Genomic DNA, 23,555 nt, shown 5'->3' on the forward strand with positions numbered 1-23,555 from the left:
GATGTCCCGCGCTTTGATCATCGTGGACGTGCAGAACGATTTCTGCGAGGGCGGCTCGCTCCCCGTTTCCGGCGGCGCGGCCGTGGCAGGCGCCATCAGCGAGTACCTGGACGCCCACAACAGCGAATACGACTATGTGGTTGCCACCCAGGACTGGCACGTCGACCCCGGCAGCCACTTCTCGGACACCCCTGATTTCAAGGACAGCTGGCCGCCGCACTGCGTGGCCGGGACCCGCGGGGCGGATCTTCATCCGGACCTGGACACCGAGTACATCGATGCGTACTTCCGGAAGGGCCAGTTCGCCGCCGCCTACTCAGGTTTCGAGGGACTGCTGGCCCCGGAGGACGCCGTTCCCACCGGGGAACGGCAGGCCGGCGGCCTGGCCGGCGCCAAGGAGGCGCTGGAGCCCGATGAGGACGCCATCGGCCTCGATGACTGGCTGCAGAGCCACGACGTGGAGGACGTGGTGGTGGTCGGCATCGCTACCGACTACTGCGTGAAGGCCACCGCGCTCGACGCCGTCCAGGCCGGCTACGGCGTCACGGTGGTGCGCTCGCTGACCGCCGGCATCGCCGATGACCTGGAGGACACCGTCGCCGAGATGGAACTCGGCGGGGCGGACGTCACCTAAGCCGCTACGTGCGGCCCACGAACCAGTCCTGGAGCTTGCGCAGCCGCGACTTCAGCTGCTCCTCGTTGGCCTGCGCCACGGGAGGCCCGCCGCAGACCGTGCGCAGCTTGGTGTGCACCACGCCGTGCGGCGTCCCGGTGCGGGCGGCCCAGGCAGCCACGTTCTTGGCCAGTTCGTTGCGCAGGTCCATCAGCATCCGGTGGTCGGGAACGGCCGGGGCCTGGCTTTCGGCGGCCGCCGGCGCTTTCCGGTTCTTCCGGTTCAGCTGTTCGTGCTGGCGCTGGCGCAGCAGTGTCCCCACCTGCTCCGCGTCCAGCAGGCCGGGGATTCCCAGGAAGTCCAGTTCGTCGTCGGAGCCCACCTCGCCGCCCGTACCGAATTCACCGCCGTCGAACAGCACCCGGTCAAAGGAGGCCTGGGAGTCCAGCGCCTCGAACTTGCCCTTGGTGAGGCTGTCCGAGGCCTTGTCTTCGCGGTTGGCCTCCTCCATCAGCGAGTCTTCGGGGTTGAAGAGACCGTCGCCGTCCTCTTTTTCCGGCCGGTCCAGGGCGTGGTCCCGCTCCATCTCCATGGAGTTGGCCAGTGCCATCAGCTGGGGCACGGACGGCAGGAAGACCGACGCCGTTTCGCCCCTCTTGCGGGCACGCACGAAGCGCCCCACGGCCTGGGCGAAAAACAGCGGCGTGGACGTCGACGTGGCGTACACACCGACCGAGAGCCGGGGCACGTCGACGCCTTCGGACACCATGCGCACGGCCACCATCCAGCGTTTGTCGCCGGCGGAGAATTCCTCGATCTTGCTGGACGCCTTGGCATCGTCGGACAGGATCACGGTGGGCGACTCCCCGGTGATCCTCTTCAGCTGGCCGGCGTAGGCCCGCGCGTCCTCATGGTCAGTGGCGATGACCAGGCCGCCGGCGTCCGGGACGGTGCGCCGGACTTCGCTGAGCCTTTTGTCCGCACCGGCCAGGACCGCTGGGATCCACTCCCCCGCCGGGTTCAGCGCGGTCCGCCAGGCGTGGCTGGTGATGTCCTTGGTAACCGCTGCCTCACCCAGGGACGCCGCCATTTCCTCGCCCGCGCTGGTGCGCCAGCGCATCTGGCCTGAGTAGGCCATGAACATCACGGGCCGGACCACGTGGTCCCGGAGGGCGTTGCCGTAGCCGTAGGTGTAATCGGCCTTGGAGCGCCTGATGCCGTCCCGGTCCTCGGCATACTCCACGAACGGGATGGGCGAGGTGTCCGAGCGGAATGGGGTACCGGTCAGGGACAGCCGGCGTACGGCGGGATCAAAGGCCTCGCGCAGGCCGTCGCCCCAGGACAGGGCTTCGCCGCCGTGGTGGATCTCGTCCAGGATCACCAGGGTCCGCGCCGCTTCGGTTTTAGCCCGGTGCAGCAGCGGCTTGCTGGCCACCTGGGCATAGGTCACGGCCACGCCGATGAAGCCGCGGCCGTGCTGGCCGTCGGAGTTCTTGAAGTTGGGGTCGATGGCGATTCCCACCTTGGCGGCAGCATCCGCCCACTGGCGCTTCAGGTGGTCCGTGGGCGCCACGATGGTTACCCGGTTCACGGCGCCCGAATCGATGAGCGTGGAGGCGATCCGCAGTGCGAAGGTGGTTTTACCGGCACCGGGCGTTGCCACCGCGAGGAAGTCCCGCGGACTGTTCTTCAGGTAGAGGTCAAGGGCTTCCTGCTGCCAGGCACGGAGTTTCGGGGCGGTTCCCCAGGCTGCGCGTTCCGGGTAGGCCGGAGGCAGGGTGGGGCCGCCAAAGAGCGTCTCCGTCACTACTTGTTGTTGCCCGAGTCCCCCGGACCCTTCCCGCCGTCGTTGCCCGGGCGGAGTCCCTCATACACTTCCTTGCACTCAGGGCACACCGGGAACTTCTGCGGGTCCCGGCCCGGCGTCCAGACCTTGCCGCACAGGGCGATGACCGGCTCGCCGGTCAGCGCGGACTCCATGATCTTTTCCTTGCGCACGTAGTGGGCAAAGCGCTCCCGGTCGCCCGGTTCCACTTCCTGGCGCAGTTCCTCGCGCTCGATGGTGGCCGTGGACGATCCAGCCCCGGAAAGCTCGCGCATCGGGTCGTTGTCGAGAGGGTCCGTCATGCTAGTCATGCGATCCATCTTAGCCGTTCCGGCTGCTGGACGTTCGACGCCGGAGGCTCCCGCCGCGCCGCCCGGAACCTGCCGCCGTCGTACTTTTCTCCCGGTCGCCCTGTCCGCCGGCCTGCGGTCAAAGACCCTGCCAGGCCGGCTTGTTGTCGTAGGTGTGGCGGTAGAAATCCGCCAGCTTCAGGGCAGAAGCGGCGGCCTCGTCCAGCAGGACGGTGGTGTGCGGATGGAACTGCAGCACGGACGCGGGGCAAATGGCTGCCACGGGCCCTTCCACGAAATCGCGGACAGCCTGGGCCTTCTGCGCTCCCGTTGCCAGCAGGATCACATGCCTGGCCTCCATGATGGTGCCAAGGCCCTGGGTGAGGACATGGTGCGGCACCTCCGCGAGGCTGTTGAAGAACCTCGCGTTGTCCCGGCGGGTCTGTTCGATCAGGCTCTTGATCCTGGTCCGGGATGCGAAGGAGGAGCCGGGTTCGTTGAAACCGATGTGGCCGTCGGTGCCCACGCCCAGCAACTGCAGGTCTACGCCGCCCGCCGCGGTGATGGCCTGCTCGTAGGCACGGCAGGCTGCGGGAATATCGGATGCGGTTCCGTCGGGGCCGTGGACGTTCCCGGGCGCGATGTTCACGCGGTTGGTGAATTCCCGGCGGACCACCTCACGGTAGGACCCGGGATGGCCGGCCGGCAGGCCCACGTATTCATCCAGCGCAAAACCGGAGGCACGGCTGAAGTCCAGGCCCCGTTCGTGCCGGGCCGCCAGTTCGTCGTAGACGGGCAGGGGCGAGGACCCGGTGGCAAGGCCGAGGACGGCGCCGGGCTTGCGCCGGACCAGCTGTTCAATGGCATCGGCCGCGAGTTTACCGATCTGCCTGCTGCCGCCCAGAATGACGATTTCCATGGTGTTCCTTCCCGGGACCTTGTCAGCGGTTGACGGTTAGCTGCGCCAGGAGCTCGGGCCCCCGCGCCTCGAGCCACTTGCCGCCCAGGCGGACACCCGCAAGGAAAAGGACCAGGCCCGCAACCGTTCCAACGGCCAGGTTGAGCCAGCCGAACAGGACGTTCCCGGTGACGGCCTGGGCAACCAGCAGCGCGGCCTCGGGCAGGACCAGGACCATCAGGACCAGCATCCCGACGAACTGCACGGCCAGGGTCTGCCCCACGTTGCCCGGCGGCTTCTTGAATGGGCTGTCGCCAGGCAGCGGTACCGTCACCGTGTAGCGGGCCGATACCACTGAGGACAGCCCCAGGCCGGTGAAGAGGATTCCCAGGCTCAACCCCAGTTGGCCCGGCAACGCAGCCCAGTTGCCGGTGAATGCCGCGTAGCCCACGGCGAACACCAGCACCACCGGCAGTGCGAAGGTCATGCACGCCAGGGCCCGGCCAAGGCGGTCCGCCACCCCGCGGACCCCGGTGGCCAGGTGCAGCGCAAAGGCCGTGTTGTCATAGGAGACGTCCGCGGAGATGGACCAGGCCAGGATGAAGGCCGACACCGGGGCAAGGAAGGCAAGGCTGCCATAGCTGCCGGTCTGGGCCCCCTGGAAGGCCAGCACCACCGGAAGCAGCGGGATCACCACGAGCGAACCCGAATACCGCGGGTCCCGGAGCCAGTAGGTGAGCGACCTTGCCATCACGGCACCGGCCGGCGTGGCCGGCAGGACGCCGAACAGCCCAAGCCGGCCGCCCCTGCGCTTCCCGGCCCCGGCATACGGCGGGGTGACCAGCGCCCGCTCGAGCAGCAGCTTCCAGCACCAGGCAAGGGCGCCGAGGACCGCCACGGAAACCAGCAGTTTCACCGCGGCCTGCCCGGGCCGGCCTGACGCGATGTCCCCGCCGAGCGCCCAGGGTGCCCCGAGCGGGGTCCAGGACAACGTCCGGGCGAATTCGGGCAGGAAGCCGGTGGAAGCGCCGATGCCACGGCCAACCCCAGCCAGGATGGGGCCCAGCAGGACCAGGGGCACCATGAACGCGATGGCGCTGATGTCCTTGAAGCGCCGCGAAGCAGCCAGGCTTGCCGTCGCGGTGGTGACCACCTTGGCCAGCACCACGCAGGTCATGACGCCCAGGGCTGCGCCCAGGAGGGCTGCGAGCGCGGGGAGGACGCCGCGGGACCACGTCACCACCGTGGACAGGGCCACGAGCGCGGTGGCCAGGCCCGGAATGCCGATCAAACCGCCAAGGGCGAGGCCGGTGAGCATCTGCTTCATGGGAATCGCAAAGGTGGTGAAGCGCGCCGGATCGAGTGTCATGTCCGTGGCAGATGCCACCACGGGAAAGACGCCCCAGCCAAGCACTGCGGCGGAACCGCCGAGGACAACTGCGGTGTGTGCGGTCACGGGACCCGCGTGGCGCAGGAGGACCAGTGCGATGATCAGTGTTGCCACGACGCCCAGCGCATAGAGTCCCGCGATGGCCATGCCCACCAGCTGCCAGGGGCTGCGGCGCAGTGCGTTGCGCAGCAGCGTGAGCTTGAGCCTCAGAAGGTGCGCAACCATTCCAGCCCTTCCGTGTGGCTGTGCCCGCCGACAAGTTGGACGAAACGGTCCTCCAGGGACGCGCCGGCGCGCACCTCGTCCACGGTTCCCGCGGCCAGCAGCCGGCCACTGGCCACGACGGCGACGTGGTCGCACATGCGCTGGACCAGGTCCATCACGTGGCTGGACACGATGACGGTTCCGCCGGAGGCAACGTACCGGTCCAGGATGGAACGGATGTTCGCGGCTGACACGGGGTCGACGGCTTCGAAGGGCTCGTCCAGGACCAGGAGCCTGGGGGCATGGATCAGGGCGGAGGCCAGGGCGATCTTCTTCGTCATGCCGGCCGAATAATCCACCACCAGCGTTCCGGCGTCCTGCGTCAGGTCCATGGCCGCCAGCAGCTCCCCGACCCGGGCAGCCACCACGGCCTTGTCCATGCCGCGCAGCAGCCCGGCATAGGTAATGAGCTGCTCCCCCGTAAGCCGGTCGAACAGCCGGACCCCGTCGGGCAGGATCCCCATCAGCCGCTTGGCTTCCAGCGGGTGCTGCCAGACATCCACGCCGTGCACCACCGCCGTGTCGAAGTCGGGTCGCAGGAGGCCGGTGGCCATGGACAGCGTGGTGGTCTTGCCGGCACCGTTGGGCCCCACGATCCCGAAAAACGACCCCGCCGGGACCTCCAGGCTGATGCCGTCCACCGCGATTTTCCCGCCGAAGCGCTTGGCCAGCCCGCGGATGGAAAGGGCGGCCACGGGCGCGGTGTTCGACGCCTGGCCGGGTATCGGAGCAGTCATGATGCCAGCCTAGTCCGCAGACCGGGCCCGGCGGGGGTGCGAGACTAACGTCATGGACATTGCATTGGGCCTGCTGGTGATCGTTGCCGTGGTGTGCGCCGGCAGCGCCGTGGGCCGCAGGTTCAATATCCCGGTTCCACTGCTGCTGGTCCTGGCAGGGGTGGCGGGATCGTTCCTGCCATTCATTCCCCCGGTGGAGCTGAACCCCGAACTGGTGCTGGTGGGACTGCTGCCGCCGCTGCTTTACGCGGCCGCGTTCCGCACCTCGCTGTTCGACTTCAAGACCAACCGCCGGTCCATTGGGCTGCTGTCCGTGGGATACGTCATCTTCGGCACCCTGGGAGTCGGGTTGGTGGTGTGGTGGCTGTTTCCGGAAATCCCGCTGGCCGCGGCCATTGCCCTTGGCGCGGTCGTGGCGCCTCCGGACGCGGTGGCAGCTACGGCCATCGCGCGGAAGGTGGGGATGCCCCGCCGGATCGTCAACATCCTGGAAGGCGAATCGCTGGTCAATGACGCCACGGCGCTCGTGTGCCTGCGCGCCGCCGTGGCGGCGATCGCCGGCTCCGTCTCCGTGCTGGACGTTGCCGGTGGCTTTGTGGTCGCGGCCGGCGGCGGCCTGGTGGTGGGCCTGGCCGCAGCGTACCTCCTCACCGAAATCAGGAAGCGCATCAGCAACGTTGCCATCAACACCTCGGCATCGCTGATGGCGCCCTTTGTTGCGTTCCTCCCCGCGGAGGCGATCCACGCGTCCGGCGTGCTCGCCGTCGTCGTGACCGGCCTGGTGATGGGCACCAAGGCGCCGTCCATGCCCAATGGTGCCGCCCGGCAAAGCGCCCGGAGCAACTGGGACACCGTCCAGTTCCTGCTGGAGAACGCGGTGTTCCTCCTGATCGGCCTGCAGGTGCGGAGCATCATCGACAGCGTCCAGGACGATTCGCTCGGCGCCGGCAGGGTGTGGCTCGGCTGCGCCGTGATCCTGCTGGCGGTGCTGCTGCTGCGCCCCGTCTGGGTCTTTCCGGCCACATACCTGCCCCGCCTCCTTCCTTCCGTACAGCGGACAGACCCTGCCCCGCCATGGCAGTTTCCCGCCATTGTGTCCTGGGCAGGCATGCGGGGCGTGGTCACCCTTGCCGCCGTCCTGACGCTGCCGGACGGCCTGGAGCACCGCAACGTGCTGGTCCTGGCGGCCATGGTGGTGGTGGCCGGGACCCTCGTGCTGCAGGGCTTCACCCTGCCGCCCCTGGTCCGGGCCCTGGGGTTGCCGGGGCCCGACCGGCGGGAGGATGCACTGAACCAGGCCTCACTGATGCAGCTGGCCACGGCGGCGGGGATGCAGCGGCTGGAGCAGCTGCGGAAAGAGAGCGACCCGCCGGAGGTCATGGACATGCTCCGGCGGCGGACGCAGGAGCGGGGGCTGGCGGCCTGGGAGCGCCTGGGCAGGCCGTCGGCAGAGGCGGCGACCCCCAGCCAGCGCTACGCGCAGCTGCGAATGGCGATGCTGGAGGCTGAACGGGACAAGGTGCTGGAACTGAGGCGCGGCGGCGATTTTGCGCACGAAGTCCTCAGCGAGGTCCTGGAACGGCTGGATGTGGAGGAGTCCATGCTGGACGCGTCCCTCAACGAACTGGACTCCGCCAGCGACGGTGGCGGCGAAGGCTTATCCCAGCCCGGCGGCGTGTGCGACCACCTGACGGCAACCATGCCATCGCCGGTTCCCGGGAACCCGTCCTGTACGGGGTGCGAGCGGGAGGGCACCACGCCCGTGCACCTGCGCATGTGCCTCGGGTGCGGCAACATCGGCTGCTGCGACTCCTCCGCGGGCCGGCACGCCAGCCGCCACTTCAAGGAAACCGGCCACCCGGTCATGCGGAGCATTGAACCCGGCGAAGAGTGGCGCTGGTGCTACGTGGATGACCTGCTGGGCTGACAGCGCACGGTCGCTTACCCGTCGTCCCGGGGAACCTTCCGGATCCTGATCGGCCCCTTCGCCGTGGCGGGATCAACCACGGTGCCGTGCTGGGTGATGTGGACCAGCCCGGCATCGACCAGGCGCCGGGCGGCGTCGCGGGCAGGGTCCATGAGCCGGCGCCAGTCGTCTCCGCCCACGGCCCGGGCGGCGTCAGAGGGGCAGATGGTGGACGTGGCGGCGCGGGACGCCAGAAGTTCCAGGATCTTCGCTTCCAGTTGCCGGTCAACCGTGGTCTCCGGCCCGTTCCCGCCAGGATGCGCCATGGCAGATACCGGGTTCAGAAGGCACGCCGCGGGATCGCCCGCTCGTACTGGGGCGGCCAGGCGATGTCATAGCCCAGGTCGAAGGCGGCCCGGAGCCACCAGTGGGGGTCGCGGAGGGCCGCCCGGGCAATGAATACGCCATCGGCCTGCCCCGTGGCGATGGCATGCTCCGCCTGCCCGGGTGTGGTCACCAGGCCCACCGTGCCGGTGGCGATTCCCGCCTCTTCCCGGATGGCGGCCGAGAATCCGGTTTGATAGCCCAGGCCCGGCTTGATCTGCTGGTGTGCCACTGCCCCGCCGCTGGAGACATCAACGAGGTCCACTCCGCGGCTGGCGGCCTCGCGGGCCAGGCGGACCGACGCTGCCTGGTCCACCCCGCCCGGCGCCCAGTCGGTGGCCGAAATCCGGAGCAGCAGGGGCATGGAATCGGGAATCACGGCGCGGACGGCGTCAACCACGGCCAGCATCAGCCGGTTGCGTCCGGCTTCATCCCCACCCCAGTCGTCGTCGCGCTGGTTGATCAGCGGGCTCTGGAACTGGTGCAGGAGGTAGCCGTGCGCCCCATGGATCTCCATGGTGTCAAAGCCCGCGTCCACCGCCCGTACCGCGGCAGCGGCAAAATCTGCAATGACGCCGTGGATCTGTTCCACAGTCATGGCGGCAGGCGCCGCGTAGCCCTCGAAGGCCGTGGTGGACGGGCCCACGGTGTCCCAGCCGCCGTCGGACGCCGGTACACTGCCGTGCTTGCCGGAAAACGGCCAGTAGGTGGACGCCTTGCGCCCCGCGTGGGCCAGCTGCACACCGATCTTTGTCCCGGCAACACCGTGCCGGTGGACAAAGGAGATGATCCGGTGCCAGGCCGCCGCCTGGTCCTCGTTGTAGAGGCCGGCGTCGCGCGGACTGATCCGGCCGGCGGCGTTCACCGCCGCGGCCTCCGTGAGGATCATGGCCGCGCCGCCCGTGGCGAATCCGCCCAGGTGCACAAGGTGCCAGTCGTTCGGCACTCCCGGGGCGTCGTCGGGATCACAGCTGTACTGGCACATGGGCGACACCCAGCCGCGGTGCTGCAGCTCCATGGACCGCAGCGTCAGCGGCTGGAACAGGGCCGGCACTAGAACAGCACCCTGGCAAGCGCCTGCCGCGCCTTTGCCACCCGCTCATCACCCGCGCCCACGACGTCGAACAGTTCCAGCAGCCGCACGCGCGCGGTCTCACGCTCGGGGCCGAAGTTCCTGCCGATGAACGACACCAGCCGGTTCAGCGCATCGTCAACGTGCCCGCCGGCCACATCCAGGTCCGCCACCCCAAGCTGTGCTGCCAGGTTGTCCGGCTCATCCGCCGCCTGCGCGCGCAGGGCCTCGCTGTCCTGGGCCGACAACGACTGCAGCCGGTCCATCAGCTCCACCTGCGCCAGCCCGGCCTTGGCCTCGTGGTCCGACGGCATCTCCTTCAGCGCCTGGCGGTAGGCCTCGGCGGCTGCAGCATAGTCGCCCGCCTCGATGGCGTCGAACGCGGCCTGGTGCAGTGGCGGCAGCGGCGCGGGCTCCGGCTCTCCGCCTGCTCCCCCGTCAAGGCTTCCGGTGATCCCGTTGGCCGCAGCCACCTTGAGGAGTTCGTCGAAGAGGCTGCGCACCTGCTGTTCGTCCGCCCCGCCCTGGAAGAGCGGGACCGGCTGCCCCTTGAGGACGGCGACGGCGGTGGGGACGGCCTGCACCTGGAAGGCCTGGGCAAGCTGCGGGAAGGCTTCGATGTCTGCGGCGCCCAGGACCAGGCGGCCGCCGTACGAGGCAACCACGCGTTCAAGGGTCTCGAGCATCCTGCCGGACTCGGGCGAGTAGGGGGCCCACAGGGCAAACACCACCGGAACCTGGGCGGACAGCTCCACCAGCTGCTGGAAGTTTGCCTCGGTGACGTTGACCTTGAGTTCGGCTCCGCCGGCGGATGCCCCGGCCTGCGGAGCCTGGGGCGCTCCTGCCGCAGGACCGGAGGGGGCGGCACCGGAGGGCGGGGTGCCGGGCGCAGTTGCGGGGCGCTTCAGCGAGGAAAGGTCGACGGCGCCGCGCAGGTTAAGCGGGTTGGCAGCGGCAGGAGGGACTGGGCGGGAAGCTGGCGAACTCATGTTTCCCACTCTAACCACTCCGGCCGCTGCCGGTGGTAATACAGTCAGGGCCTACTTGAAGGTGGCTCCGACCAGGCCGCGGGTGGCGGCGACGAGCTTCATCGGGTCCGTGGATCCTGCCGGCGGGACGTAGACCGCCATGGACTCGGCGAAGCTCAGCACCATGCCCGTGTTGGTTTCCTTGCCGCCGGCCAGGGCTGCGGCGTCGTCGCCGATGCTCAGCTTGTCACCGGCCGCCTTCGGGGTGCCTTCGAAGCCGAAGTTGATCCGGCCCAGGACCAGGGCGCCGCCGTCGGAGGTGCGGAACACCACGGTGCTTTCGGGGACCACCTTGTGGGTGAAGGAGAAATTGCCGTTCTCGCCCGCCTTGACCACCTCAGCCTGGTAGGAGAGGGTGTCGGCGATGTACGGGGAGGACTGGCCCTCGACGAGCTTGTCCTTGAACGGGGAGTCCGCTGATGTCAGCCTGTCCGCCAGGCCGGACATTGCTTCCTCGCCGCTGTAAAGCAGTCCGGACTTGTCCGACGCGGCCATCGTCTCGGTTCCGCCCCGGCTGATGTTCGGGAAGGTGGTGCCCGGCTGCAGCGGGGTGGTTTCCATCAGCTTGTAGTTCTCACGGGGCGACTGCTGGACCAGTGTCAGGATCTGCGGAACCACGTTTCCTTCGCCCTGGGTGACGGCCAGCACCGAGCGGGGCCAGTCGCGGCCGCTGGTGACCACGGTGGTCAATAGCTTGGTGGAGCGCACGGGCATGCGCGGCTCGTAGGAGCCCACCTGGGAGCGGATCTTGTAGTTCTGGGTGCGGATTTCCAGCTCGGGTCCGCCTACGCGGTCCGTCAGTTTGGCCGCATCCTTGGCTGCGTCGCCGGCGTCGGCGGCGCTGGAGACCTGTTCCAGGATCCGGCGGAACTGGGCGTCCAGCAGGACGGGCGATCCCGTTGCTTCCTTGGCTGCCGGCGATGACGCAGACCCGGAAGGCTGCGGGCTGGGAGTGGCGGCCTGGGCGGCGGTGCCGGATCCGGCCAGCAGGGCCGCAACCACACCGGCGGCAGCCATGGTGGCCTTGGACGAGGAGGAGGACGACGACGGGGCCTGGCTCTGCGGCGCGGCGTTCCGTGCACGGGCGCGGCGGGCGTAGCTGCTGTCGCCGCCCTCGCCGTCCTTCCGGCGGGCCGAGAGCAGTGCCAGGACGATTCCGCCCAGGATCAGCAGGCTGCCCAGGACCATCAGCGGAACGGCCCAGGGGGTGGAGGTGTCGTTGGGGAAAGTCATGGATACGGAGGCCGGCGCGGGCTTGGTGCCGTCGGAGGCGAGCAGCAGGCTCCAGTCGCCGTCGGCAGGCGGGGTCCAGGTGTATTCGAGTTCCCCGCTGGCGCTCTCGTTGGAAACCCAGAGATCGGAGCCGGCCGGGTTGGGGGCGGTGCCCTCACCGTCGGCGTGCTCAACCACAAGGGACTTTTCATCCCCGGATACGCCGGTGACGGTGTTGTGGGCTGTCTGGCCCACCCAGGCGCTCACGTCATCAGGCCGTCCTGTGGCCAGCATGAAGTTACCGTCGCCCTGGACGGTGATCTTGACGGTTCCGTCATGCAGGGTGCGCAGCTTCTGGTCGATAACGGTCAGCGGCGCGGCGGCGGCATCAGCCGGCACGGACGCGGTGAACGTCTCGGATGGAGCCCAGATGGTTCTCTGGCCGATACCGGCCAAAAGTGTCAGGAGGCCGAGCAGCACAAGTGCGGCTGCAGTCTTTAAACGCAAGGGAAACACCTATCATCAGCGGGGGTTTGCCTTCAATAGTAACCTTTTTGTTACCACGGGCCCCTTTTGGGCGCCCCGCCCCTTCCTCGAAAGTCCTCCCGCTGGCGGCTTCAGCTCGCGGTGGCAAGCCTGCTGATAGTGTTTGCGATGATCATCACACCGGCCCGCAAACGCGGAGCCACGCACGGAACAGGCTCCTAAAACCAGTGACTGACAAGACGGACCCGTCCTCGGCGGCAACCGCAAATTCCGGGGATTCCAGGGGCCCTGTCCCTGCGCCGATGCCTCCCCTTGGGATGGCAGCAGCAGCGCATCGCAGGGGTACTGCCGCCGCTGCCCTCGGCCAGGTGGTCCGCAGGCTCCGCCAGCCCCTGCCCGGGGCCCAGCCCAGGCTCCGGTTCGAAATGCCCCCGGAATACACCGGGCAGTTTCCCGATACGGACCAGGGCGGTGACGAGGAACCGCAGTTCGGCCACCCCGGCCCACGCATGTCTCCCCAGCACCCGCTGTACATGGGCTTCATGGGGACTGTGGGCGTGGGGCTGGCGCTGCTGGTCTACTGGATCGGTTCCCACACCACGCAACTGCTGCTGTGGATCGTCGCGGCACTGTTCATCGCCCTGGGGCTTGAACCCGTGGTGGGCTGGCTGGAGAACCGGAAGATCCCCCGGCCCGCCGGCATCCTGGTTTCCGTGGCCGTCCTGATGGGCGCCGTCGTCGGATTTTTCGCCACTCTCATCCCCACCATCGTTGAACAGGTATCGGAGATCGTGCGGCAGGCTCCGGACTGGGTGCGCAGCTTCATGGACTCGGACTTCTTCCGCAGCCTCGATGACCAGTTCGGCGTGCGCGACCGCATCACCGAGGAACTGGACAAGTTCGTCAACGACCCCGCCGCCATGGGCGGCATCTTCGGCGGCGTGGTGGGATTCGGGTCCACCGTGGCCAACGGACTCTTCGGCACCCTGATCGTCCTGGTGCTGAGCCTCTATTTCCTGGCAGCGCTGCCGGCGATGAAGAAGTGGGGCTACCGGCTGGCGCCGCGCTCCCGCCGGAAGCGGGTGGCGGCCCTGTCGGAGGAAATCACCCGGTCGGTGGGGAACTACGTGATCGGCCAGGCCTGCGTGGCGCTTCTCAATGCCACATTCGCGTTCGTGGTGATGTCCATCGTGGGCATCCCGTTTGCCCTGCTCCTGGCGTTCGTGGTGGTCCTGCTCGCCTTCATCCCGCTGGTGGGCGGCATGATCGCAGGCATCGTGGTGGTCCTCGTGTCGCTTACCGAGGGCTGGCAGGCGGCCGCCATCTACGCGGTCTGCTACTTCGCGTACCTGCAGTTCGAGGCCTACTTCATTTCACCGCGCATCATGCAGAAGGCAGTTGCCGTGCCCGGTGCGGTGGCGGTGATCTCCGTCATTGCCGGCGGCAGCCTGCTGGGCGTGCTCGGTGCCCTGATTGCCATTCCCACCGCGGCCGCCGTGCTGCTTCTGCTCCGGGAAATCTACATTGTCCGGCAGGACCAGCACTAGACTCCGGCAGGACCAGCCCTGAACCCGCAGTTCCCCAAGCATCATTCCTTTCGGCAACTCCTAGCTGCCGGCAGTCGCCGCCGGGCCGTCCCATTCGTGCGGCAGCGGGGCTGCCCCGGGGTCGGGACTGACCTGCGCCACGATGTCGTTCAGGACCCGAGACGCATACTTCTCGCCCACCCACAGATGCTTGGCCCCGTCCACACCCACCACGCGGGCCTGCGGCACCAGGCTGAACCGGGCTGCTGCCTCGGCAGGCTTGAGGAAGTCGTCATGCTCCGGCACCAGGACGGTGAGCGGCTTGCCCGACTCCGCCCACAGCTGCAGGTGCTTGTCCATGGCGCGGTGCAGCGGCGGCGACAACAGCACCGCGCCCTCGATCTGCCCGGCCACCGGATCCACTGCGCCGTACATCAGCGCCAGCTCCGTCCCGAATGACCAACCCACCAGCCAGCGGTTGGGCAGGCCCCGCTCCACTGCGAAGCGCACGGCGGCCTCAACGTCATGCCGCTCCCCGATGCCTTCCTCGAACGCGCCGCTGCTGGTGCCCCGGGCGGATTCGGTGCCGCGGGTATTGAAACGCAGCACGGCAATGCCCGCCAGGGCGGGCAGCCGGTAGGAGGCCTTGCGGTAGACGTGGGAATCCATGAAGCCGCCATGTGTTGGCAGCGGGTGCAGCGTGATCAGGGTGGCCTTGACGGGACCGGATTCGGGCAGTGCCAGCTCACCCACCAGCCTGTGGCCGTCCTCCGTGTGCAGCTCGATGTTCTCGCGCCGGGCAGGAAGGACGGTGGAGGCACGGATGGGGACAGGGCCCCCGGCCTGGGTGAATTGGTACGACGCCGGATCAAAAGTCATGCCTGCCAGCTTAGCGACAGCGGGCGCTTCGCTGTGCCAGGCGACGGCGCGGGCAGTGTGGCAGTGGCCCTGGCAGACCGGCAGCGGCGCTGGCAGTCAGCGGTACCGGTAGCTGCGCGTCATCCAGCAGTTGGTGTGCCAGTGCCGCCGTTCGGCCAGGCCGGCCGCCGCGCCGAAGAGGTGGTCATCCTTCCAGACCACCAGGTGCGCAACGCCGGGAAGCACGGCGGTGGAGCATTCCGGGCAGATGTAGGTTTTCTCAGCATTTTTGGCGGTCATGGTCCGGACCATCCACTCGCCGTCAGGGGCACTTTCCCGGCGGGCAATCCCGGCCCGTGCACGTTCCAGGTCCAGCTCCGGAACGTCCCCATTCCTTTTCCCGGTGCCCCTGCCGAAGGCGGAACCCTTGCCGGAAACAGGACGGCGGGGACGGTTGGAACGCGGCATGTATCCATTCTGCCCCAGCCCGTCCACTCACCCGTCCCGCTCCCGGCCGCCCTTCCGCATGTTCCCGGCGTCCCGCCGTCGGACATCACCTGCGGAACCCACGCGATAGTCTGTACGGCGTGCGACTTGTCATAGCCCATTGCTCCGTTGATTACGTTGGCCGGCTCAAAGCCCATCTCCCCCTCGCCACCCGGCTCCTGCTGGTCAAGGCGGACGGTTCGGTACTGGTCCATTCCGACGGCGGTTCCTACAAGCCGCTGAACTGGATGAGCCCTCCTGCCACGCTGCGGGTCTCATCCCCGGAAGAAGTGGACCTTGAACTTGGCGTGGTGGAGCAGTGGACCGTGCAGTCGGCCAAGACCGATGACCGGCTCATCATCAACATCCACGAAAAGATCAGCGAGTCCTCGCACGACCTGGGCGTGGACCCCGGACTGATCAAGGACGGCGTGGAAGCGGACCTGCAGCGGCTGCTGGCCGAACAGATCGAGACGCTCGGCGAGGGCTACTCACTCATCAGGCGCGAGTATTTCACCGCCATCGGCCCTGTGGACATCCTGGCGCGCGATGCGGACGGTGCCACGGTGGCCATCGAGCTCAAGCGCCGGGGGGACATCGACGGCGTGGAGCAACTGACCCGGTACCTGGAACTGCTCAACCGCGACCCGCTGCTGGCACCGGTCCGCGGAATCTTCGCGGCCCAGCAGATCAAGCCGCAGGCCAAGGTGCTGGCCAATGACCGCGGGATCGACTGCGTGACGCTGGACTACGACGCCATGCGCGGAGTCGACGACAGCGAATCCCGTCTCTTCTAGTTTTCCCCTTTGTTGCTTTAGGCACTTAATCGCCGGGCTTTGCTTGCTGCTTCTGTGACATCTGTTTTTTACCTAAATTTTGTCCTTTTTGTCGTCCGCGCCGTTGACCTGCGGGAACGGGCATGAAATTCTTATCTCAGTCTTTGTGTAGGTGTTTTTCATGCTCGCAAGACATGTTGCGAGCGCGAAGCTCCTGCAGCGCCGGATCCTCACTTTGGGGCAAGGCAATCAGGATTCTTCTCGCGGAGTGACCAAGGTCGGCACGAGGTGTGCCGATCCTAAATAGTTCCATAATGAGGAGAAATAAATGGCACAGGGAACCGTCAAGTGGTTCAACGCTGAAAAGGGCTTCGGCTTCATCACCCCGGATGACTCCGATGGCGATGTCTTCGTTCACTACTCCGAGATCCAGACCGGCGGCTTCAAGACCCTTGACGAGAACCAGCGCGTTCAGTTCGAAATCGGCCAGGGCGCCAAGGGCCCCCAGGCTACGGGCGTAACGCTGGTCTAGTATCCGCCGGCCGCTTACCGCGGCTGTCAGCGAGACAAATGGTCCCCGGCAGAATTGCCGGGGACCATTTGTTTATCCCGCAAACAGGTGCACCGAATGCTGCATTTCCTTTGTTGCTGACAAAGGGTGCAGAAATGCAGCATCAGTCCCGGTTAGCTGGCATCAGGTCACCAGTTTGCGGACAAGCCGGGCCCCCTGCGCCAGCGAAAGGCCGGGAAGGTAGGCACGGGTCAGCGCCCTGCCGATGGCCGGCAGGTGCAACGGGTCCTGGTAGTACAGATAGAGCGCCCGGTACTCCGGTTTGAACCGGGACTTGAAGGCTGCCAGGGAGCGGAAGCCGTACACCGGCTCAAGCGCGTGGCCCACCAGGTCCAGGATCCTGACCAGGTTCTGCGCGCCCTCATCAGCGGCGCCCTCCTGCTCCCCTGAGTCATCAGGCCAGCCCATGCCGTCGGCTCCCGTGCCACCTGTGCTTGGCCCCCGCTCCGGCTGGACATCGGGGCGGCTGGCAAGCGGCGAGCCCGACAGGGAGATCACGTCCACGGAATCCCGCAGCTCCAGGACGGCGGAGGCGATCAGGAATTCCATCACCCCCGGAAAACCCTCACTGCCCCGGCGCATGACGTCCAACGTCCTGCTCACCAGCCGCCCGTCGTCGTACACCGGCAGCCAACTGGTCACGCCATGGACTGTGCCGTTGCCGTCCACGGCCAGGCAGCAAAGGACTTCCTCGTCGTCGAGCTCGTCCACGCCCCCCAGCGTGAAGCCCATTTCCGGAACAGACTTTCCGGCCGCCCATTCCTCGGACACTTCGTTCAGCCTCGACCGGAGCGTTGCCGGCAGCGAATGGTAGGAGCCCCAGACGGCGTGGACCCCCAGCTTCGCGGCGCGGTTCAGGGCCGTCCTGACGTTCTGCCATTCCTTGCCCTTGAACTCAAGTTCGCTCAGCGCCAGCCGGGTCTCCTGCGCGACGGCCACCCGGGAAAAACCGCGTTCCCTCAGTACCGGCCACAAAGTGTCGTCACAGGAATACAGCGCCGGTATCAGCGCCTGGCTGCGGCAGAAGTCCAGGAACCCTTCGGTCACCCGCTGCTCCGCCTTGCGGTCACCGAACGCCCCGCCCAGGGTCAGGGCCACGGTCCCGTGCTGCTGGAACCCCATGCCACCTGCCCCGTCCGGGCTGAACCAGTACGTGTTGGGCTCCCACAGTGCCATCCAGGACAAGGGGCCGCCGCCCTGGTGGAGCAACTCGCGGGCACGGCTGCGGTCCTGCCGCCCGAAGTGGAGCCCGTGGTGCCGCCCCACCAGGATCCACCACACCGCCGCCAGGGCTACAAGCCAGAACACCGGACCCGAGTAGGCGAACAGCATTGCTTCGGCACTGTCACGCTCCGGGAAGACCCGGCGGAAATGCTGCGGAATGGGCACCGGGACGTACTGCCGGGCCAACTCGGCGAAGAGGCCCAGCAGCCCGCCGTCACGGGACAGGCCGCCGGACCAGAACCACGCCACGGTATACGAACCGGCCAGGACAAGCCAGGTTCCGCAGACCACCGATGCGAGGACCCGCCGGGCTCCCGGGCGCGTCTGCACGCGGAACTGCCGCCGGTTCAGCCACAGGACCACCGCCAGCAGCAGGGGGACAACGACAAGGGGCAGCACATGGGCGAAGGCTGAAGACATGGGCGTTGAATGCGTGCCCTGCAGGCGCGAAGGGACAAGGGCGAACAGGGCAAGGTAGACCGCCGCGAGGGCAGTGACAGCCAGTTGGATGGCCAGCGCAATGTTCAGTGCCAGCCGGCGGCCCCGGCGCATGCCGTCCGCGCAGATCAACAGCAGGATCACCGGCACCACGGCCAGCGCCAGGCCGAACGGGCCGGCAAATCCTGCCCTTCCCGTTTCCAGGCAGGTGGCGTCAACGGTGGCACCGCAGTTGAAGATCAGTTCATTCAGCGTGGGCATCGGGCTCAGCACGACGTCCCGCAGCAGTGCCAGCGGGCCGGTGGGCGCGCGGGTGATTCCAGTCAGGATGGGACCCACCGCAAACACGGCGACGGTCAAGGCCAGGAGGTTCCGGGTTTCCCGGCCGGTGGACCGGTGACGGTGAAGGCGCCCCTGGTCCCCCTGGATCCACCAGCCCGCAAGGAGGCCAAGGAGGGCGCCGATGAGGCCAATGACGGTCTCGGCGTGCCCCACGTACAGGACCAGCAGGAGGGATGTGGTCAGCACCACGGTGCGGAGCCGGCGCTGCCACAGCAGCGTGATCCGGGCACTGGCTGCCAGGCCCGCGGTGAGCACCGGGGAATAGGGGCCAATAAGTCTGTCATCCACCATCGCGTCCAGCCAGCCATCGCCCACATAGACTGCCAGCTGCGTCACCAGGAGAAACAGCGTGACAGCCGCGAACTGCCCGCCAAAGAACAGTCCGACGGCGGCCCGCCGGCCGAGCTTGCGCTCGGCGAGCCCCAACAGCAGGACGATCATCAGCGACGCCGCCAGGTAGGCGAGCGGGTTGGTGGCGAAGAACAGGCTGGTGAACAGCGTCCACCACTGCCCGCCGCGCAGGCCGGGGCCGCTGACAGAGGCCAGTCCCAGGAGCTGCTCCGGCGGCCCGTCAAGGAAGCTTCCGGTCAGCGCAGCGGCCGCCAGGAAAGCAACAAGCACGCCCAGGGTGAAGGGCATGGCCCTAAGCGTGAGCAGCGTCTGACGGACTGCAGGGCGTCCGACGGCGGCCCACATCAGGGTTGCGGTGCGGTCCGGGTTCCTGGTGCTCACCACTGCAGCCCCCACTGGGTGCCAAGGAACTGCAGCGCATCCGCGAACCTCTTGGACGAGGTATCCCAGGAGTGGCCGGTGTGCTCCACCTCGTGCGCCTGCACCGTGAAGCCCGCAGCCTCTGCCGCGGCGGCCAGCGTACGGAGGTTCCCCACGAATTCGGGGTCGTTCTGGCCTGCAGTGAGGTACATGCCGCTGGACTCAAACCGTTGGTGTTTCATGATCTCCAGTGGAGTCAGCCCGGTAAATCCATCAGGGTTCCCGGGGAAGGCTGCATCAATGGTTTTCTGCCGTTCCTTGGCAATGGCGGGTTCTGCCTCGCTGGAAAAGGCAAGGACGTCAGCGTAGATGCCGGGATGCCTGGTTCCCATCTGCACGGCGCACGTCCCGCCGAAGGAGAAGCCACCCACCGCCCAGTGGCTGTGGTTGGTATCAACGGCCAGCGTGGAACTGATCCACTTCGGCACGTCCTGCGAAAGGTAGGTGTCTGCATTGGCAATGCGGCTGTCCATACACATGGTGTTCGCAGACTGGGTGCCGTTGGGGTCCGGGATGACCACCACCGGGGACACCCCGCCGTGCGCTGCGGCAAAGGAATCCATGTGGCCCCGAATGGCACCGCCGGTGAGCCAGTCAGCAGGCCCTCCCGGCTGGCCGGCCACCAGGACCAGTACCGGCAGTGCAGGCCGGTTCGCCGCAAAGTACGCCGGCGGAAGGTAGATGTAGGCGTCGCGGGTGTTCATGCCGGAAATCGTCCCAGGGATCGCGGACTTCCGGAGAACGCCCCCGGCCGGCAACTCCCCTTCCGGCTTCCAGCCCTGGAGCGGTACGCCGTCGGACTGTCCCGGGCGCCGCATGAGCTCCTGCTCGAGGGCCGGTATCCGGGCCAGGGCCGTGCCCAGCAAGTCGCTGACGGTCCTGTTCAGGCCGAAGTACGCATTAATTTGCATCGCCGAGAGCAGCACCACCAGCAGCGCTGCGAGGACCCCTCCCCCGCGTGCGCCCCAGCTGGTCCGGGGCAACCGGAGCAGGCCGAGGAAAACAGCGGCCACTCCAGGCACCAGCCACAACAGCACAGGGTCCGGCAGGTCCTCGGGGAAGGTGGTGAAAATATTGATCAGCGCCCAGTGGACGGTACCCACCAGGGCAAAGGCAGCCGCCGCGGCTGCCAGGACGCGGACCGCCCATGCCCGGGCCCGGTGGGCCGGCGCCATGGAGGCGCGCCAGGGTGGCACCAGGAGATAGGCTGCGCCGCCCATTCCCAATACCAGGACAGTTCCATAAAGTGGGCCGTCCGTGAGCCGGATGTCTGAGAGCCAATCCACGTCGGCTAGCGCCAGGTCCCCACGCCGATCACCGGACCTGCTTCCAGCCAGGATGAAAGACCCGTATAGGCGTCGAACTTCATGGCAAGGTGCAGGTCCTGCCCCTCATACCGGAGTTCCACGATCACCACGTCCGGTTGGACCTTTACGGCCTCAGCCTCCGTGGGTTTCCGGCGGCCCAGCAGCTCCAGTGAACTGCGCTTGAACGTGTACTTGGGGCGGACGCTCAAGGAGATGAGCCTGAACCATTCAAGGTCGTTGTCCTGATAACGACAAACCCCCATCTGCCAGCTGTTTCCAGCAACGCAAATGGAGGCGTCCACCGTGCCGAGGGCACGCCGCAGGTTGAAGCGGCGTACCCCCGAAAGGCACAGTGCAATGATCAGCAATCCGAACGCGATTGCCAGTGCGATGAACGGAATACCCGGTGCGTCCATCAAGGTCGTGCTAGCGGATCCCAGCGGTAGCCGAGCCGCCCATGTGGGCGTTGTCAGCAACGATAACCACGCGGTTGTTGTCAACGGAGAAGAATCCACCGTCCACATCTACCGCAATGCGGTCCCCGGACACCGGCTGGATGGCCAGTTCACCCTCGGCCAGGATCGCCAGCAGGGGCGAGTGGCCGGGCAGGATTCCGATTTCACCATCGCTGGTGCGGGCCTTGACCATCTTGGCCGCTCCGGACCACACAAAGTGGTCCGCTGCGACAATCTCAACCTCAAGCTCAGCCATATTACTTGGTCTGTTCCTGGATCTTGGCCCACTGGCGCTCAACGTCATCGAGGCCGCCGACGTTGAAGAACGCCTGCTCCGCGATGTGGTCCAGCTCGCCGTCGCAGATGGCTGCGAAGCCTTCAACAGTGTCCTTGATGGAGACCGTCGAGCCCTCGACGCCGGTGAACTGCTTGGCGGTGTAGGTGTTCTGCGAGAGGAACTGCTGGATGCGGCGTGCACGCGACACGACGATCTTGTCCTCTTCAGAGAGCTCATCGACACCAAGGATGGCGATGATGTCCTGGAGTTCCTTGTTCTTCTGCAGGATCTGCTTCACACGGACGGCCGTGTTGTAGTGGTCCTTGCCGATGTACTGCGGGTCCAGGATGCGGGACGTCGACGTCAGCGGGTCAACGGCCGGGTACAGACCACGGGAGGCGATTTCACGGGAAAGTTCCGTGGTCGCGTCGAGGTGTGCGAAGGTCGTGGCCGGAGCCGGGTCGGTGTAGTCATCTGCGGGGACGTAGATGGCCTGCATCGAGGTGATGGAGTGGCCCTTGGTGGACGTGATGCGCTCCTGCAGGAGGCCCATCTCATCCGCCAGGTTGGGCTGGTAGCCCACGGCCGAAGGCATGCGGCCCAGCAGGGTCGACACCTCGGAACCGGCCTGGGTGAAGCGGAAGATGTTGTCGATGAAGAGCAGCACGTCCTGGTTCTGAACATCGCGGAAGTACTCCGCCATGGTCAGCGCGGACAGGGCCACGCGCAGGCGCGTTCCCGGCGGCTCATCCATCTGGCCGAATACAAGGGCGGTGTCCTTGAGGACGCCTGCCTCTTCCATTTCAACCCAGAGGTCGTTGCCCTCGCGGGTACGCTCACCGACACCGGCGAAGACCGAGGTACCACCGAAGTTGCGGGCAACACGGGTGATCATTTCCTGGATCAGCACGGTCTTGCCCACGCCGGCGCCGCCGAAGAGGCCGATCTTTCCACCCTTGATGTACGGGGTGAGGAGGTCGATGACCTTGATGCCGGTTTCCAGCATCTCGGTGGAGCCTTCAAGCGAGGCAAAGCTGGGGGCCTTGCGGTGGATGGGCCAGCGTTCGCTGATGTCCAGTTCCGACTCGGCAACGTCCAGGGGCTGGCCCAGGACGTTGAAGATGTGTCCCTTGACGCCGTCACCAACGGGAACGGAGATGGGGGCGCCGGTGTTCACCACGGCGGTACCGCGGACGAGGCCGTCGGTTGCCTGCAGGGAGATGGCCCGCACGAGGTTGTCGCCCAGGTGCTGGGAGGTCTCGAACGTGATGGTCTTGGTCTCACCGTTGAGAGTGATCTCAGTGGTGAGGGCGTAGTAGATCGACGGGATTGCGTCAGCCGGGAATTCGACGTCGACAACCGGGCCGATTACGCGCGCAATACGGCCGGTTGCACCGGACGTTGCGGCTACGTGTTCGGTAGCAGTGGCAGTCATCTCTCTCACTTCATTCAGTAGATGGCGTGGGGTTAAGTTTATCTGTGGTGGTGCTGGTTACGCGGAACCGGGAAGGTGAAGGCTACGACGCGAGGGCGTCGGCACCGGCAACAATCTCGGAGAGTTCCTGCGTAATTTCGGCCTGGCGGGCCGTATTGCGCAGACGCGTGTACTTCTTGATCAGGTCCGTTGCGTTGTCGCCTGCGGACTTCATCGCCCGCTGGCGGGCGGCGAGCTCGGAAGCTGCTGCCTGCAACATGGCTGCGAAGATACGCGATTCGATGTAGCGCGGCAGCAGGGCGTCGAGGACACGCTCCGTTTCCGGTTCGAATTCGTACAGCGGCAGGAGATCCGACTCGGAGGCGGCCTGCTCTTCCACTACTTCAAGCGGGAGCAGGCGGATGACCGTCGGCTCCTGGGTGACCATGGACTTGAAGCGGGTGTACACAACGTGGATTTCATCCACGCCGCCCTCTTCGAAGTCGGTCGCAAATTCTGCCAGCAGCGCTGCGCCGATCTCGCGGGCGGTGGCGAATTCCGGTGCGTCGGTTCCTCCGGTCCAGACCCGTGCGTACTGCCGGTTCCGGAAATCGAAGTAGGCCTGGGCCTTGCGGCCCACGAGGTAGGTTTTGACTTCCTTGCCTTCGGCGTGGAGCAGCTCGTTGAGACCTTCCGCCTGCTTGAGGACGCTGGCGGAGTAGGAACCTGCCAAACCGCGGTCCGAGGTGATTACCAGGACTGCGGCGCGGCGGATCTGCTCCGGCTCAGTGGTCAGCGGGTGGTCGATTTCGCTTTGGCTGGCGACAGCAGAAACGGCGCGCGTGATCGCGTTCGCGTAAGGCAGTGAAGCTGCTACGCGCGCACGGGCCTTCCCGATGCGCGAGGTAGCGATCAGTTCCATCGCCTTGAAGATCTTGCGCATCGACGTGGTCGAGCTGATCTTCTGGCGGTAGACCCGGATCTGGGCTCCCATACTTATCCTTT

22 protein-coding genes are annotated in these 23,555 nt (G+C 66.9%); 5 read left to right on the forward strand and 17 right to left on the reverse strand.

Annotation, left to right across the window (positions count from 1 at the left end; translation table 11 throughout):
* The first annotated feature begins 1 nt into the window (after nt 1).
* Complete coding sequence (locus tag Q9R31_RS00580; RefSeq protein ID WP_311260837.1) at nt 2-634, forward strand: isochorismatase family protein; 633 nt, start codon at nt 2-4, stop codon at nt 632-634.
* Between the two features lie 4 nt (nt 635-638).
* Here Q9R31_RS00580 and Q9R31_RS00585 read toward each other — a convergent pair whose 3' ends face one another.
* From Q9R31_RS00585 to Q9R31_RS00605, 5 genes are all read right to left on the reverse strand, one after another.
* Complete coding sequence (locus tag Q9R31_RS00585) at nt 639-2,420, reverse strand: DEAD/DEAH box helicase (protein ID WP_311260838.1); 1,782 nt, start codon at nt 2,418-2,420, stop codon at nt 639-641.
* Complete coding sequence (locus Q9R31_RS00590; protein ID WP_397428179.1) at nt 2,420-2,749, reverse strand: DUF3039 domain-containing protein; 330 nt, start codon at nt 2,747-2,749, stop codon at nt 2,420-2,422. The genes Q9R31_RS00585 and Q9R31_RS00590 overlap by 1 nt, the downstream gene beginning before the upstream one ends.
* A gap of 118 nt (nt 2,750-2,867) precedes the next feature.
* Entirely contained in the window at nt 2,868-3,647 is a 780-nt protein-coding gene (nagB, locus tag Q9R31_RS00595; protein WP_311260840.1) for a glucosamine-6-phosphate deaminase, read from the reverse strand.
* 22 nt (nt 3,648-3,669) lie between these two features.
* Nucleotides 3,670-5,241, reverse strand: coding sequence for a transporter (locus Q9R31_RS00600; protein ID WP_311260841.1), 1,572 nt, complete (start codon nt 5,239-5,241; stop codon nt 3,670-3,672).
* Nucleotides 5,223-6,017, reverse strand: a complete 795-nt coding sequence (locus tag Q9R31_RS00605; RefSeq protein ID WP_311260842.1) for an ABC transporter ATP-binding protein — start codon at nt 6,015-6,017, stop codon at nt 5,223-5,225. Before Q9R31_RS00605 ends, Q9R31_RS00600 begins: the two co-directional genes overlap by 19 nt.
* A gap of 52 nt (nt 6,018-6,069) precedes the next feature.
* On the opposite strand from Q9R31_RS00605, the gene Q9R31_RS00610 reads away from it, so the two are divergent.
* Complete coding sequence (locus tag Q9R31_RS00610) at nt 6,070-7,944, forward strand: Na+/H+ antiporter (protein ID WP_311260843.1); 1,875 nt, start codon at nt 6,070-6,072, stop codon at nt 7,942-7,944.
* A 14-nt stretch (nt 7,945-7,958) separates the two neighbouring features.
* Here Q9R31_RS00610 and Q9R31_RS00615 read toward each other — a convergent pair whose 3' ends face one another.
* The 4 genes from Q9R31_RS00615 to Q9R31_RS00630 are packed head-to-tail and all read right to left on the reverse strand — an operon-like array spanning nt 7,959 to nt 12,099.
* Nucleotides 7,959-8,249 (reverse strand): DUF3253 domain-containing protein, encoded by a 291-nt coding sequence (locus tag Q9R31_RS00615; protein WP_311260844.1) that lies wholly within the window; start codon nt 8,247-8,249, stop codon nt 7,959-7,961.
* Nucleotides 8,250-8,263: 14 nt separating this feature from the next.
* Complete coding sequence (locus Q9R31_RS00620) at nt 8,264-9,361, reverse strand: NADH:flavin oxidoreductase/NADH oxidase (protein ID WP_311260845.1); 1,098 nt, start codon at nt 9,359-9,361, stop codon at nt 8,264-8,266.
* Complete coding sequence (locus Q9R31_RS00625) at nt 9,361-10,368, reverse strand: tetratricopeptide repeat protein (RefSeq protein ID WP_311260846.1); 1,008 nt, start codon at nt 10,366-10,368, stop codon at nt 9,361-9,363. The genes Q9R31_RS00620 and Q9R31_RS00625 overlap by 1 nt, the downstream gene beginning before the upstream one ends.
* 51 nt (nt 10,369-10,419) lie before the next feature.
* Entirely contained in the window at nt 10,420-12,099 is a 1,680-nt protein-coding gene (locus tag Q9R31_RS00630) for a hypothetical protein (protein WP_311261608.1), read from the reverse strand.
* Between the two features lie 323 nt (nt 12,100-12,422).
* Between Q9R31_RS00630 and Q9R31_RS00635 the strand changes: the two genes are divergently transcribed.
* Nucleotides 12,423-13,652: an AI-2E family transporter gene (locus tag Q9R31_RS00635; RefSeq protein WP_311261609.1), complete on the forward strand. Its 1,230-nt coding sequence runs from the start codon at nt 12,423-12,425 to the stop codon at nt 13,650-13,652.
* A 60-nt stretch (nt 13,653-13,712) separates the two neighbouring features.
* On the opposite strand, the gene Q9R31_RS00640 is transcribed toward Q9R31_RS00635, so the two are convergent.
* A complete protein-coding gene (locus Q9R31_RS00640; protein WP_311260847.1) occupies nt 13,713-14,510 on the reverse strand; it encodes an alpha/beta hydrolase in 798 nt (265 codons plus the stop codon).
* 96 nt (nt 14,511-14,606) lie between these two features.
* Nucleotides 14,607-14,957: an ATP/GTP-binding protein gene (locus Q9R31_RS00645; protein WP_311260848.1), complete on the reverse strand. Its 351-nt coding sequence runs from the start codon at nt 14,955-14,957 to the stop codon at nt 14,607-14,609.
* A 119-nt stretch (nt 14,958-15,076) separates the two neighbouring features.
* Between Q9R31_RS00645 and nucS the strand changes: the two genes are divergently transcribed.
* Together nucS and Q9R31_RS00655 are read left to right on the forward strand one after the other, a co-directional pair.
* Complete coding sequence (gene nucS / locus Q9R31_RS00650) at nt 15,077-15,772, forward strand: endonuclease NucS (RefSeq protein ID WP_311260849.1); 696 nt, start codon at nt 15,077-15,079, stop codon at nt 15,770-15,772.
* A 307-nt stretch (nt 15,773-16,079) separates the two neighbouring features.
* On the forward strand, nt 16,080-16,283 hold the full coding sequence (locus tag Q9R31_RS00655; protein WP_011692441.1) for a cold-shock protein: 204 nt from the start codon (nt 16,080-16,082) through the stop codon (nt 16,281-16,283).
* A gap of 162 nt (nt 16,284-16,445) precedes the next feature.
* Here Q9R31_RS00655 and Q9R31_RS00660 read toward each other — a convergent pair whose 3' ends face one another.
* The 6 genes from Q9R31_RS00660 to Q9R31_RS00685 all read right to left on the reverse strand — a co-directional run bounded on the left by Q9R31_RS00660 (nt 16,446) and on the right by Q9R31_RS00685 (nt 23,544).
* On the reverse strand, nt 16,446-19,022 hold the full coding sequence (locus Q9R31_RS00660; protein ID WP_311261610.1) for a phosphatidylglycerol lysyltransferase domain-containing protein: 2,577 nt from the start codon (nt 19,020-19,022) through the stop codon (nt 16,446-16,448).
* A 32-nt stretch (nt 19,023-19,054) separates the two neighbouring features.
* Nucleotides 19,055-20,383 carry an alpha/beta hydrolase-fold protein gene (locus tag Q9R31_RS00665; protein WP_311260850.1) on the reverse strand — a complete coding sequence of 443 codons (1,329 nt, stop codon included), beginning with the start codon at nt 20,381-20,383 and terminating at the stop codon, nt 19,055-19,057.
* A gap of 5 nt (nt 20,384-20,388) precedes the next feature.
* A complete protein-coding gene (locus Q9R31_RS00670; RefSeq protein ID WP_018768399.1) occupies nt 20,389-20,820 on the reverse strand; it encodes a DUF2550 domain-containing protein in 432 nt (143 codons plus the stop codon).
* A 10-nt stretch (nt 20,821-20,830) separates the two neighbouring features.
* Entirely contained in the window at nt 20,831-21,115 is a 285-nt protein-coding gene (locus Q9R31_RS00675) for a F0F1 ATP synthase subunit epsilon (protein ID WP_311260851.1), read from the reverse strand.
* 1 nt (nt 21,116) lies between these two features.
* Complete coding sequence (gene atpD / locus Q9R31_RS00680) at nt 21,117-22,571, reverse strand: F0F1 ATP synthase subunit beta (protein WP_311260852.1); 1,455 nt, start codon at nt 22,569-22,571, stop codon at nt 21,117-21,119.
* An 82-nt stretch (nt 22,572-22,653) separates the two neighbouring features.
* Nucleotides 22,654-23,544, reverse strand: a complete 891-nt coding sequence (locus Q9R31_RS00685) for a F0F1 ATP synthase subunit gamma (RefSeq protein ID WP_311260853.1) — start codon at nt 23,542-23,544, stop codon at nt 22,654-22,656.
* Between the last annotated feature and the right edge of the window lie 11 nt (nt 23,545-23,555).

This window comes from Pseudarthrobacter sp. BRE9 (assembly GCF_031844305.1).
Lineage (GTDB): Bacteria > Actinomycetota > Actinomycetes > Actinomycetales > Micrococcaceae > Arthrobacter.

Bases quoted from the DNA above. Each gene is read 5' to 3' on its own strand.
- Q9R31_RS00655 (WP_011692441.1), top strand. From the start codon at position 16,080: ATGGCACAGGGAACCGTCAAGTGGTTCAACGCTGAAAAGGGCTTCGGC.
- Q9R31_RS00645 (WP_311260848.1), bottom strand. From the start codon at position 14,957: ATGCCGCGTTCCAACCGTCCCCGCCGTCCTGTTTCCGGCAAGGGTTCC.
- atpD (WP_311260852.1), bottom strand. From the start codon at position 22,571: ATGACTGCCACTGCTACCGAACACGTAGCCGCAACGTCCGGTGCAACC.
- Q9R31_RS00600 (WP_311260841.1), bottom strand. From the start codon at position 5,241: ATGGTTGCGCACCTTCTGAGGCTCAAGCTCACGCTGCTGCGCAACGCA.
- Q9R31_RS00640 (WP_311260847.1), bottom strand. From the start codon at position 14,510: ATGACTTTTGATCCGGCGTCGTACCAATTCACCCAGGCCGGGGGCCCT.
- Q9R31_RS00610 (WP_311260843.1), top strand. From the start codon at position 6,070: ATGGACATTGCATTGGGCCTGCTGGTGATCGTTGCCGTGGTGTGCGCC.
- Q9R31_RS00635 (WP_311261609.1), top strand. From the start codon at position 12,423: ATGGCAGCAGCAGCGCATCGCAGGGGTACTGCCGCCGCTGCCCTCGGC.
- nagB (WP_311260840.1), bottom strand. From the start codon at position 3,647: ATGGAAATCGTCATTCTGGGCGGCAGCAGGCAGATCGGTAAACTCGCG.
- Q9R31_RS00685 (WP_311260853.1), bottom strand. From the start codon at position 23,544: ATGGGAGCCCAGATCCGGGTCTACCGCCAGAAGATCAGCTCGACCACG.
- Q9R31_RS00660 (WP_311261610.1), bottom strand. From the start codon at position 19,022: ATGTGGGCCGCCGTCGGACGCCCTGCAGTCCGTCAGACGCTGCTCACG.
- Q9R31_RS00670 (WP_018768399.1), bottom strand. From the start codon at position 20,820: ATGGACGCACCGGGTATTCCGTTCATCGCACTGGCAATCGCGTTCGGA.
- Q9R31_RS00615 (WP_311260844.1), bottom strand. From the start codon at position 8,249: ATGGCGCATCCTGGCGGGAACGGGCCGGAGACCACGGTTGACCGGCAA.
- Q9R31_RS00625 (WP_311260846.1), bottom strand. From the start codon at position 10,368: ATGAGTTCGCCAGCTTCCCGCCCAGTCCCTCCTGCCGCTGCCAACCCG.
- Q9R31_RS00580 (WP_311260837.1), top strand. From the start codon at position 2: ATGTCCCGCGCTTTGATCATCGTGGACGTGCAGAACGATTTCTGCGAG.
- Q9R31_RS00590 (WP_397428179.1), bottom strand. From the start codon at position 2,749: ATGACTAGCATGACGGACCCTCTCGACAACGACCCGATGCGCGAGCTT.
- Q9R31_RS00605 (WP_311260842.1), bottom strand. From the start codon at position 6,017: ATGACTGCTCCGATACCCGGCCAGGCGTCGAACACCGCGCCCGTGGCC.
- Q9R31_RS00675 (WP_311260851.1), bottom strand. From the start codon at position 21,115: ATGGCTGAGCTTGAGGTTGAGATTGTCGCAGCGGACCACTTTGTGTGG.